Consider the following 12,455-nt stretch of genomic DNA (forward strand, 5'->3'; position numbering starts at 1 on the left):
AAACGCCTATTACGGCAACCCACCCTATCATACTTGATGATATAATGTTTGCGTTTGCGGAGATTAGCAGGAAAAGTAGAGTAATAAAATAATTGAGATTAAAAGTCTTATTTCGCATTAGGATTAACTTTATTGCAATTTAGCAGTAATTAGATTATAAATGATTCGCTGGAATCTGTGTTAAAAAAGCTTCCACGTTATCAAATAAGTGACTATAACGTTTTATTTTTTCAGCGCTCCAATCCCACCATTTAAGTTTTAAAAGCTTAGATATGTGTTGCTCATCGAAACGGCAACGTAAAAATTTGGCGGGTACTCCGCCGTGTATGGAGTATGGTGCAACATCTTTAGTCACAATAGCTCCTGCAGCGATAATGGCGCCGTCTCCGATTGTAACGCCATCCATTATTAATACATTGTTTCCAACCCACACATCATTCCCAATAGTTACAATGTATTTACCGTCAGCATAAATGTGTTCCTCAAACCTGTTTTCTGTTACGAACGAGAAACCAGCTTGCATCCTGGTTGAAAAAAATGCGGGGTGTGTAGACACAAACTTTTTAGATGGATGAGTACCCAAACCGGTTTGCACGTAACTTCCTATAGAACAATATTTACCTATTTTTGCGCTTTTGATTGTACTACCACCAGATATATAAGTACCGAAACCAACGTTTGAGCTCGCAACAAAGGCTTTGTCTCCAACAAAATTATTGCCTTCAAACTTGTTTTTCATATCCAAAGTTACAGCTCGGCCAATCTTTACAGCAATTGGATGATACTTAAGTCTGAAATAATTACGTTTAATCCAGTCTCTCATTTTCAGTAAAAATAAGATTTTTACAATGAGCTAAAGGTAATACTAAAATATTTGAGCGATTTTCTGCGAACAATTGAAAAAGCGGCAGTAAAAACTTACTGATATGCTATCTTCGAGTGAAATTAATATCTGTAGCATTGTATGAAATCTAATAAAAATAAAACGAAACGGTTTCTTCTTATTGACAAGGTTGTACTTGCACTAAATCTGATCGTCTCTATTGCGTTAATCATAAGTTACTTTGCACCATCAACAGATCCCAGAGACTCAACATTTGTGGCTTTACTTGGGTTTGGTATGAATATCTTGATTATTGCTAACGCATCATTTATCGTTTATTGGGCGTTCCGCAAACCATTGTTAATGTTAATTCCTGTGTTATGTATTCTTATAGGATTCCAATTCATCAGCTCACAAATCGGGTTTAACTCAAAAACAAACATTGGCTCTAAAGCTGCACCTGATGTTATCCGCATCATGCACTTTAACGTGCGTGAATTTAGAGGAATTGACAAATTTGCTGATCTCCCGATCGAGAATGAAGTTTTCGATATCATTAAAAATGTCCAACCTGACGTATTAAACATGGTTGAATTTTCAAAGCGTAAAGCTAACAAGGATTCAATTAGCCAGCAGCTTGTGGGCCCACAAGGCTTAAAAAATTATTATTTTAAGGAATTCAAAAAAATAACACCCTATGACACGACGGGAAATGTCATATTCTCTAAATATCCTATAATCAATTCAGGAGTTGTAGATACAGGAAAATACTTAAACACTAAAGCAATATTTGCAGACCTCAAGCTCGGCCAAAAAATATTTCGGGTATACTGCATCCATTTAGCCGCTGTAACAATTAAAACCAAAGAAAAAGGACGCATGCTGGACGGAAAAGTTGATGTCGAAAAATCGTCTTTCATTGTGAACAAACTGGAAAGTGCCTTTTTAAATAGAAGTTTTCAAGTCGCTAAGATAAAACGACATATAGAAAAATGCCCTTATCCTTACGTCATTACAGGAGACTTTAATGACACACCTAATTCTTATGCTGTGAACGAGTTGGGTGATGGGTTAAAAAACGCATTTGATGAAAAAGGGGCCGGATTTGAAACCACCTACTACAGCTCTTATCCCCTACACATTGATTATATTTTTCTAACCCAGCAATTTGAGGTGCTAAATTATTCGGAAATTGACAAGAAGGTATCGGACCACAAAGCGCTGGTAAGTGACGTAAAATTGAAATAATTATCACAAAAAATTGTCAACAAACTTCCCCATCACATTATCTACGTTTAAATATTCGAGGGCGTATTTTCTTGCATTTTCACGTTTTCTCTGCAACTCGCCATCAAGTTTTATGTCCAAAATTTGTTTAACAAGAATATCTTGCATGTCCTTGTCTTGAGATTTAACGACATAGCCGAAGTCGTACGCTGTAACCATCTCGTGTAAAGATGTGCCTTCGGAGGCTGTAACGATGCTTGCACCTCCTACAGCTAATATGGTTGTAAGTTTAGAAGGCATTACTAGATCACCTGCATCTGATATTTGGAGTACCAGATGAATATCTGCCATATTTAAAAACTCGTTAAATATTTCTTTTTTCTGAACTTGTAGAAAAGATATGTTCCTGAGCCCCATTCTTGAAGCCTGTTCCTGAAGCTGATCCTTGTAGGGGCCTGATGAACATATTATAAACTTGACGTGATCATGATCTATAAGTTCTTGAGCGGCAACAAGAATGCGCTCGAGACGTTGTTTTACACCAACAGCGCCTGAATAAAGATATATAATATCATCTGCCTTATACCCCCACTTAACTTTTAGCTTATCCCTATTATCTAAAGGAAAAAAGTAATCAGTATCTACCCAATTGGGGAAAAATATTATTTCGCGATCAACCTTTGCTCGAATTTTCTTTATCATGCCGGTCGATATACTGCTCACAAAATCCGCCCGCTTAAGAATGTTGTATTCTACTTTAAACAAGCCGGCCAATATTCGCTTTTTAGAAAAAAGCTTTAAATCCCGGGCAGCTTCAATCTGCATATCTTGTATGTGATAAAGAAGCTTACCGCCAGTTACTGACCGCAACATTAGCCCTAAATATGCCAAATGAAATGGCGGAGCTATAGTAACAATAAGATCAAATCTTGCTTTTGTAAAAATAATTTTAAAAACGATGAAAAACTTTGCAACCCAAAATGAAAAATCCTGGAGAGCGCGTTGTTTACCAGTAGGGTCGCTCGGGATATAAGATGGGCATCGGTAGATAGTAAGAGAGCCTCCGCTTTTCTCGTTATAGAAAGTTTCTTTTTTATACCACCTGTTTGTATATGGTTCCTGAACTTTCCAGTACGGGTAATAAGGAAAAGTGGTGATTACAGTACAATCGTGTCCTTTCCCAACGAGCCAGTTAATCATTTCACCGTTGTACTTTCCAATACCTATAGGTTCGGGAGCAAAGTTATGGCTAATTAATAATATCCTTTTTTTATCCATCTAAAACTGCGCCTCTGGCTTAGCAAGTATGCTCGTTGGCTATAAAACCTTTAAAGATAAAAATTTTATGAAGTATATCGCACGCGACAATGCGTTACCATGTGATAAATCAATCTTATTAAACAAGGTAGTTTTAGCTATGTGCAAATAATTACAAGAAGCTTTAATCTAACCGTTATCACGCCCCCTTAGGAGTTCACGTGTTTTTAATACAATAAAATACTCATAAATGGACAGCATAGTAGTATATGTAAATCCAACAGCACCATCCATAAATGCCCTTTTTATCATGATCATATACAACCATCTAACAACAGGTCTGCCAGGTAATTTATAGAAAAGGCCTTTTTGATGATATCTGCGTTCAGTAAAGTCATCACCAAATAAAGCTTTCGATATAGAAAAATTTTGACCAGTGGTCAATTGCTGGATTCGCATTTCTGCTTCTTTGTCAGCGTAATTTAAATGCCTGCTAAACCAAAATTTAATTCCCTTGCTAAATGGATAATGATCTAAATACCCCTTTATTCTGCCAACATTACCATCCGGAATAGATAAAGGATTTACCAGTCTCTCGTATCTCATCTTTTCCGGCCGGAACAAACGCAAATAAAAAGGTGATACTTGCGCATGTTTAAGCCATTTGCCGTTCCATGCAAAGTCTCTTCGCTGTATTTCAAATGCCACTATGTTGGTATCTTCAGGCACTTGCAAAATGGCTTCTTTTAAAGTTGTGGATACTCGTTCGTCAGCATCAATGTATAGCACCCACTTGTGTTTAAACGTAATGTTCTTCAAGCCCCAATTTTGATGAGCAGCCCAGTTATCAAACGTTCGCTGCGTTACATGTGCACCCGCAGATGCTGCTAGTTGAACAGTGCGATCTTCACTAAATGAATCATAAACATGTATATCATCGCACCATTTCACCGACTCCAAACAACCCGGTAAATCCTGTTCTTCATTCTTTGTGAGGATAAGTACTGATACCATAGTAGGTTAAATATTAAAAAAGGTTGCATTCTGTTCTATATGCTTTTCATTAAACATAGAGCAAAGTAAAACACTTTGTGGAAAATCCTCCATTAGCCTCCCAAAAACATCTTGTGTTATTTCGTCGTTTTTTAATCCTCGTAGTATTGAAAATAAAACGTTTGGTTTGTTTTGCCGTTCTGATAAAGTAGATTGATATGCCGTATCGTCTAACGGTTTATTAAATTGAAGCAAGTCAAAGTGATGTAAATAGCGCTCGTGTATCTGTTTATCAAGCAAGTTAAAAGCTAAACCAAAAGCCCGGATTTTACCTGACTGCTTTAAAGCTTCAGCAGCCCGTAATACTTCATCTATGTCATAAATAGCACAAACAGGTTCGTGTACAAAAAAATAGTCCAGATAATCTGTTTTCAAGTTTCTTAAGCTTTGCTCCAGACTATCAACCATCTCTTTAGCAGTGATCTCCACCCGATTATGAAAACGGTCAGCTATTGTACTAACAGGAGCGCCTTTATCGGCAACGATCTTTTTATCAGCAGTTTTACTTTTTAACAACCGTACTACAGGCTTAATAGGCTTCAATAGCTTTGCTTTCCAATTTGCTTTGATACCAAACTTGCTGGCAATAACTACATCCTTTCTCCTATCTTTTAGGATATTCCCTAAGAAAGATTCAGCTTCTCCGTACCCGTACGATCTTGCAAGATCAAAATAATTAATTTCATGGGCTAGCGCGCCATGCACAGCACGACGAGCCGTTGAAGAATCTATAGCCCCAAGGATAGAAGCACAGCCGAAGCCAAGCTTGGAAGAGATTATTCCATTACATAACTCGACCTTTCTCATGCTTTTTCCGTTAAAAAGTTTGCCAAACGAGCGGCAACCACGCCCAGGAAAAAGGTTGGATTGGCTTGGCTGGATGTAGGGAATACCGAGCTGCTGCATACATAAACATTGCTTGTGCCCCAAAGTCTTAAATCTTCATTTACCACACCTTTTTGTGCCGACGAAGCTATTCTTGTTGTGCCTGATTGATGTATTCCATCTTTCGACATTAATCGTATAGCATCTTTTAATTCATCTTGCTTAAACCAATAAATAAGCTCGCCACATTTATTTTCCCGTAGATATTCATCAAGAATTTCGTGGACCTTTATGACAGAATTTATATCATCGTCGCTTAAAGAATACTTGATCAACATTGTTTCTCCATCACCTGCTAATTCCATGAGGTTGCTAAAGACCGGCTGCTGTTCCGCATGAAAATGTAATGCATATTCATTATCCGGGCTATATAAGAAAACACCAGGCAACTTGCGTTTTGAAAAGTACCTTTTGTAGAAAATAGAAGCAGGAGTTAACAAAGAAGAAGGAAACTGCCTTAATACATTTGCAATATGCTTAGTAACCCCAAAAACTTTACCCTTAGTAACTGATTGAGCAATCGCCGGCGGTGCAAGTTTTTTCCCCAATACAGGTGTTATCATTGCTAAATACATGAATGACATTGCCCCACTACCATGTGATGGATCGTAGTATAATGGATTGTCCAACCAAATAGCCGTGTTTAATAAATTATGTTTTTGCAATGTTTCGCCGGTAAACTGAAATCGCCTTCGCAAGTAAACACCGTCTTTATCTACAATAAAGCCAAAGTCTGTTTTTTTTGGGTTACCATAGAATTTAACCGAAGCAATTTTTCCTGACAAATGGCCCTGATAATATCTTCCCAGAGATGGTGGTGTAAAACCTAAATTAGAAAATAACTGAACATTTCTTAGCAAAACTCGGGTAGACTCTTGCGCCCCGGCAGCAATAACATAATCACCAGCTTTAATTGTCACCAGCTCACCTGTAAAGACCTGTCTTATTTCAAGGGTTTCTACCATACTGGACGTATTTGGTTTCGCAAACACTCTCGCTTCAAAGCTGCTTAAAAGGTGAATATTATGGTCTAGCTTAATATCATCTCTATATCTTTCTCCAAACCGGGTTGGCATGCTCCATCGTTCAACCTCCGAGTCTGTTACAATACCTTTGGTAAAGTTTTCAGCAATTCTGCTATGCTTCAGATTTATGTTACTGTTTATGTTAAATACTGGTTCACCACATTCAAAATATTTGGCGGAAATTTCTGAGTACTGTAGCGCATCATGATAAAAAGCCAAGTCCCACGTGCAGTTTTCACCTACAATATCGCGTTGTTGAAAGTCTATAGGATTATAGTTTACACAACGTCCTCCCCACGTTTGTGTGGTACCACCAAACATTTTGTTGGTTGTCTCATATGGAGTGTGATGATTAGTTATATTTTCAATTACAATTGAATCATCAAGAGCATTTTTTTCTTCGCTTTTTAAACTGCCGTATTCTACTAATAAAACGGTCTTATCCGGGTTGAGTTTAGCGTACTCGAGTGTTAAAATTATGCCTCCTGGTCCACTACCTATCACGCATAGATCGTACCTATCCCGTAGGTCTTTGTGACTTAACAAAATCATTTTACAGGGGTTATATTTAATACGTTACTACGCACTTTAATTGCCTGAGCAGGATTACCGGTATATACTGTCCACGGTTCGAGATCTTTCGATGCAACAGCCGCAGCCCCTAATACAGAACCTTCATAACATGTTACCCCTGGCAGAACAATTGCCTTCGCGCATATCCATACATAGGGTTCTATATTAATCTTCTTTTTAAGATAGGTGAAATCCGCGCTATTGTAATCATGAGTTGCGCCACATATGTAACAGTCCTGAGATAAAATTGAATGGTGCCCCAGGTATAATCCACCCGGGTTGTAGATTTCTACTCCTGAAGCTATAGTAACTACATCCTCAGTTTTAAGCAGCCATGGCGCCCAAATTTTGCAATTTGGATATATAAAGTTTGTTTTTCCAATCTCTGCTCCAAATAATCTCAAAACAGCAACACGCCACTTGTGCAAAGCATTGGGGGTCCACCTGCAAAGTAACAGCCACACCGCACTCCAAAGTACCCTCTTCAATTTATTACTCACAGAAAAGGACGGGCGTATATAAGCGTCGTCACTATTTTGGTCATGAGAAATAAACATCTATATGCAATTTTGAATACTACCGTTCAAATTTACGCTTTTTCTTTAGAGTGAACTGCTGCGATTCCGAGCTCATTGTTACCTAATATTTTAACCAATTCCTTCACCGATCTTTCTACAGTAAAACACTTTTTGTAAACTTCACGGGCGTTTAGTCTCATGTTTTCTTTATCATTTTCAGTAGTTTCAATCCAAATTTTAAATTGGGAGTTAATGTCTTCCTGATCATCATTCACTACAATTCCACCAGCGCCCTCTTCAATTTCTTTCCAAATGTTTATTTCATTTGTAATAAGAACAGGCTTTGCGCACGCGAGGGCTTCTACAACAGCAATACCAAAATTTTCCTGGTGACTCGGCAAAACAAAAGCTTCGCATGTATAAAGTGCTCCCCATTTAGCATCACCCTTCAGCATTCCGGGAAAGTACACGTGTTCTTTTAATAAGTCACTATTGTTTACCGCCTTCAATATACCTTTTCCGTAAGCTGTATTCAGACCTGGTCCGGCAATCACTAAAGCTGGTAAACTTTTACCAGTATCGTTAGCAGCTTCAAGTAATCGTAAGTATGCATTAACTAAAAGATCAACTCCCTTTTTCCTGTGTATCCGGCTCAAAAAAAGTATAAAAGGTTGCTCCTTCAGTTTTTTACATGTGTTCAGAAAAGCAAACTTCATATTAGGATTGTACTGAGGTGGCTCTACTATGCCGTAACCTACATTTATCTCTTGTTTTGGGCGATACGGAGAAAAGGTTTGCCTTGCTAATTCAAGTTCCATCTGGCAAGTGAACAACAACCCATCGGCATCATTTACCACCCTGCTTTCTACCAACTTCCAATAAAACCAATTACGCAAAGCTTTCAACTTTCTATCTGGTGCGTTTTGAAAATAGGGGTCAAGCATACCATGCGGCATAACGTACAGCTTAGGTAAATGATGCTGTCCTTCTGCTTTCTTGTTTTGCTTTTGTAGTGTTCGCCAAACACTCCAGCCGGCGTAACTCGAATAAAGCCACAAACCATTAATGATTATATTGTCGAACCGGCCCATGTTGTTTAGCAGCCATGGCCTCAATTTATCTGAATATTGCCACGGTCCCACTGCAGGACCCAACGCGTGAATAGGAAAATCATCCATTCCCAGGAAAGAGCTTTCGGGACCGTCAAGACTCACTACTTCTCTGCTGATTCCATGCTCCATTAATCCAGGATTAGTATTTCTGATACCCTGGCAAGGTCCGCCCTGAGCTGGGTCCATACTCCCGATGATGTGAAGTAGCTTCATTTGCCCAAATTTAGATTATCTAAAAGCTCTAAAATAGCTGCTTCTACCTCGTTAACTGTTATTGACAAGATGCATTTTTTCTTTTGCACGATACAAACATCCAGTAAGCAGCCAGCACAATCAGTTTTATGGTAAATTATTCTGTTGTTTCGGCCACGAGGAAACCACTGACCGGGTAAATGCCTTGCTGAGAATATACCTACGCATGGTGTGCCTACACAAGCGGCCAAATGCATTGGTCCGCTATCATGGCCAACAAAAACTTGCGCGCTCTTGAGTACTAAGCCGGATAATCGTGGCGATACTTTGCCGCACAAATTTATTGATCTCGGTCCCCAATCTGTAACGTAGCGTTGCGCCTGATCAAATTCATCGGGCCCACCTATCATTATAAGTTGCCAATTTGTAAGGATGCTTTTCAGGCGGCTAACAAGCGCCTGCCAGTTACTTTCACCCCAGTCATTAACCGGGCTTTTTGTACCAGTACTTATTACAATAACCGGCTTATCGCTATGAATGTTTAATACTGCTGCTTTTGCAGCATTTATCTCGGCTACGCTAAATTTCAAATCCCAATTTCTATCATCATTAAGATCGATAGTTCCTAATGTATTTACCCTGCGTGCAAGCCGTTTTGCCTCCCACTCTAACATGCCTGTGTTTACGTCCTGAACTGTCAGGTAATCAGCAATTGTATTTGGCAACCCGACAATACGTTTCACACCTGCAGCTTTAAAAAACAGCCGGTCTCTCAATACAGTTGCCTTAGCTTTGGCGAGGTTGTCTGCACCTCTTACGCCCACCAGGTAAATCACTGTATCTATTTCAAGTTCCCGAATTTGCTTAATTAAACCAAAAAGTGTTCTGACACTTCTGGTACCAACTGAATAAGGTAGTGTACGATTAAAAAAATATCCAGTTCCCAATACACTTTCAAGAGGTGCGGCTTTACTTTTAACAGGTTTATTGGTAAGCAGGGTTATGTATGCATCAGGGTAGCAGTGCCTTACTAGGTGAAAAACGGGCAGTGCGATAATCGTGTCGCCCAAGCTTCCCAAGCGGTAAATTAAAATCCTTTTAGAAGGAACAAGCATATTTATGCTGTTATTTCTGATTCGTTTTCAGTTGATACCCTCTCTCTCATAGCAGCTATCGTAAGCCCCCCCATAATCACACCAAACCCTAAAGCTGTAGGCTGCGCCCACTGGCCCTGAGCTACAGCCTGAAAACTCACGCTAACAATAATCCAAGGCAGTAGATTGTTGAACTTTAATCTTTTATAAGCTTGATAAAGCATCTTTAAACTTACACTCATCCGCACTCCTATAGCAGTAAGCCCCAAAACTGTGCCCATTTCGCCAATTAAACGACCCCATTCTCCTTCTGATATCAAAAAGGTGTCCGATCTGCCAATTAGCAGTTTAGCTCCGGCATTAGTGCCCATACCCACGCCAAAACCAAAAAACGGCAGGTCAGGGTTGAGGAACGGCTCGAAAATGCTTGCTCCAATCCTGTTCGAAATAGTGTTATCCAAAGTTCCTTCACTACCCTTAGCGTCATCAAAGCGACTGGTAAGTACATCTATGGCATTCTTGAAGAATTCCAGATTACTTAGTAAGGCTACAATAATTATCAATCCCAGAACGGCAATAAACATGCGACCTAACAATCGTGGAGTTCTGGCAATAGAGGCAAGCATGAAAAACCCCGATAATACTGTTTGAATTAATAATCCTCTACTGATTGACAATGGAATAGCTGCAATAAAGGCAATGGTGGCAGCAATTAGCAAAAAGCGGTTAACCTGCTCCATGTTCAGCCAGAAGTACATTACAAAAACACCCACCAATGACCAAAACTGGGTATTACCTGTAGTGAACGAAAATGTTCCTGGCGGCCGGTAATAACCCAATGCCCCGCTAAATCCTCCACCTAACGAATCAGCACCAATTCCTTTATTCACATAAGCCGACTGAGGGCTATAAAATTGCAGAACGATAAGTAAAAACATTGGAAGTGCAATCCAGAGCACAATTCGCCCTATTTGTATTACATCTTCTTTATCAAACACTTTCCCAATTAAGAATATAAGCGGAAAATGAAGTAATAAAATCCGGCACCCATAAGCAGCTACAGATAAATTCCTGTGCCCTAACAGCAACGTGGTGAACAACGCACAAAAGCCAACAAATACCATCAAATAAAAGTAAATGCTTACAGGTAAGTAATTGTTTCTCCAGGCGAATATTAACAACCATATAGCAACGGGGTCTCGCACAACAAGCAAAGGAGTTGCCAAGCCGGGTAAAACCCATTTACGCAATGCACCTTCTACTATTAAAAGAATAAAATATATCCATATTCCTTTTTTTAAAGTTGCAACAGCCGTTTCCTTGTTTAACCCCTCATTTAGTGTAAAAGCAGAACTCTTAGCTAAGAAGTTTGTGTTACTTCCGGGGTATATATCATTTTCAGATTCAGTCATAAAACCTAAAAGTACTTATTTATTATTGATAATAGCATTCACCAACTCACGTCCGTAGTTTTCCCATGTTCTATTTTTAGCGGTTTCCCTCGCAGCCATCCCCACGTTCTTAATCATACCTGGGTTCAACAGAATAGCTTCTATAGACTCTTTAAGTGCATCAGTTGATGCCGCTTGTATGAGCCATCCATTTTCGTGATTACTAATAATATCAGGACCTGCCGTGCGGTCAGTTGTGATTACAGGCGTTCCCTGGGCCATGGCCTCGGTGATAACCAATCCAAAACCCTCAAACAAGGAAGGAAAAATCAATACGTCGTGCCCCCTCATCAACGTCAAAATTTCGGCGTGCGGTAAACTAGGTATCCACTTGTGCTTTTTTAGTGCTTCATTTAAAGGGGTGCAGGTATCTACCACTTTTGATCCGACAACTGTGAGCTCTATTTTAGACCCAAAATGTTCGGCCGCTGCAAATAAATCGGCAACTCCTTTGCGTTGAGACAACCCGCCTACAAAAAGAAGTTTGAGCGGCCTGGAAGCAGAAACATTTTCATATTGCTTCGCCTCTGCCACAGGCGGAAATGCATAAGGAATTACATTTACCTTAGGCAACTTGCCATTGTAATAATTTAACGTGCTGGCCGTAAAGTTACTGGCTACAAATATACTTGTTGCTAATTTTAGCTCGTCGTCCTTACGGTTTAGTTTTTCGTCTGAATCTTTTAATCCCGTGAGTGTTTCGGCCCAATCTGGCCACCGCTCCCTTTCATGACCAAGTAACACCCTTGCAGCCCGCCAATACCCAATCGGTAAATCATAAAGCCGTTCAATATTCAATGCACTTGCCTGATTGAAGGTTTGTATTGCTCCGTCTTCGTACGCATATACCGCATCGGGCATGTCACCACTATTTGTATTATTAAGCCGCTGCGCTACGTTCCTATCTAAGTTCCTGTAAACATTATCAACACTTGCCCAGCCTTTTTCGTGTTCAATGAATCTTTTTCCCCCAATCCGTGGAAGTAAGATCCGACTCAATTCCCTAAAGGGATATGTCAAGATCTTCTCCTGAGGTATTGGATAGCTCCTTCTAAGTAAATCGTTTTTAATACTTTTAGGTAGTACATTGAATAATACTGACGAACTATCTGTGGCTACAGTAGTTACAAACTTCTCCAACAAGCCCTCCTTAAACAACGCATATGCAAGCGCTCTAACGAATTCGTTTCCGGTAGGATGTGTAAGGATTATTCTCATTAAATATTTTTTAGCGATGTATGTAAT

At 39.5% G+C, this 12,455-nt stretch carries 11 protein-coding genes; 1 reads left to right on the forward strand and 10 read right to left on the reverse strand.

Annotated features, from left to right (window positions below; all coding sequences use genetic code 11):
* Positions 1 to 154 precede the first annotated feature (154 nt).
* Complete coding sequence (locus tag DYU05_RS09310) at positions 155 to 823, reverse strand: CatB-related O-acetyltransferase (RefSeq protein ID WP_117382671.1); 669 nt, start codon at positions 821 to 823, stop codon at positions 155 to 157.
* A gap of 141 nt (positions 824 to 964) precedes the next feature.
* Here DYU05_RS09310 and DYU05_RS09315 point away from each other — a divergent pair, with 141 nt between their 5' ends.
* Positions 965 to 2,071, forward strand: coding sequence for an endonuclease/exonuclease/phosphatase family protein (locus DYU05_RS09315; RefSeq protein ID WP_117382672.1), 1,107 nt, complete (start codon positions 965 to 967; stop codon positions 2,069 to 2,071).
* Positions 2,072 to 2,074: 3 nt separating this feature from the next.
* Here DYU05_RS09315 and DYU05_RS09320 read toward each other — a convergent pair whose 3' ends face one another.
* The 9 genes from DYU05_RS09320 to DYU05_RS09360 form a co-directional block, all read right to left on the reverse strand.
* Complete coding sequence (locus DYU05_RS09320; protein WP_117382673.1) at positions 2,075 to 3,328, reverse strand: WcaI family glycosyltransferase; 1,254 nt, start codon at positions 3,326 to 3,328, stop codon at positions 2,075 to 2,077.
* A gap of 168 nt (positions 3,329 to 3,496) precedes the next feature.
* The gene (locus DYU05_RS09325; RefSeq protein WP_117382674.1) at positions 3,497 to 4,321 is read right to left on the reverse strand and encodes a glycosyltransferase family 2 protein; all 825 of its coding nucleotides are present in this window, start codon (positions 4,319 to 4,321) and stop codon (positions 3,497 to 3,499) included.
* A gap of 6 nt (positions 4,322 to 4,327) precedes the next feature.
* Positions 4,328 to 5,167, reverse strand: coding sequence for an aldo/keto reductase (locus DYU05_RS09330; protein ID WP_117382675.1), 840 nt, complete (start codon positions 5,165 to 5,167; stop codon positions 4,328 to 4,330).
* Positions 5,164 to 6,774, reverse strand: a complete 1,611-nt coding sequence (locus DYU05_RS09335) for a GMC oxidoreductase (RefSeq protein WP_235853978.1) — start codon at positions 6,772 to 6,774, stop codon at positions 5,164 to 5,166. Before DYU05_RS09335 ends, DYU05_RS09330 begins: the two co-directional genes overlap by 4 nt.
* Positions 6,775 to 6,818: 44 nt before the next feature.
* The gene (locus DYU05_RS09340) at positions 6,819 to 7,400 is read right to left on the reverse strand and encodes an LbetaH domain-containing protein (protein WP_117382677.1); all 582 of its coding nucleotides are present in this window, start codon (positions 7,398 to 7,400) and stop codon (positions 6,819 to 6,821) included.
* Between the two features lie 32 nt (positions 7,401 to 7,432).
* Entirely contained in the window at positions 7,433 to 8,686 is a 1,254-nt protein-coding gene (locus DYU05_RS09345; protein ID WP_117382678.1) for a glycosyltransferase, read from the reverse strand.
* The gene (locus DYU05_RS09350; RefSeq protein WP_117382679.1) at positions 8,683 to 9,780 is read right to left on the reverse strand and encodes a glycosyltransferase family 9 protein; all 1,098 of its coding nucleotides are present in this window, start codon (positions 9,778 to 9,780) and stop codon (positions 8,683 to 8,685) included. Before DYU05_RS09350 ends, DYU05_RS09345 begins: the two co-directional genes overlap by 4 nt.
* Before the next feature lie 2 nt (positions 9,781 to 9,782).
* The gene (locus DYU05_RS09355; protein ID WP_205771823.1) at positions 9,783 to 10,883 is read right to left on the reverse strand and encodes a hypothetical protein; all 1,101 of its coding nucleotides are present in this window, start codon (positions 10,881 to 10,883) and stop codon (positions 9,783 to 9,785) included.
* A 303-nt stretch (positions 10,884 to 11,186) separates the two neighbouring features.
* Positions 11,187 to 12,428, reverse strand: coding sequence for a glycosyltransferase family 4 protein (locus tag DYU05_RS09360; protein ID WP_117382680.1), 1,242 nt, complete (start codon positions 12,426 to 12,428; stop codon positions 11,187 to 11,189).
* Between the last annotated feature and the right edge of the window lie 27 nt (positions 12,429 to 12,455).

The sequence above is a fragment of the Mucilaginibacter terrenus genome (genome assembly GCF_003432065.1).
Lineage (GTDB): Bacteria > Bacteroidota > Bacteroidia > Sphingobacteriales > Sphingobacteriaceae > Mucilaginibacter > Mucilaginibacter terrenus.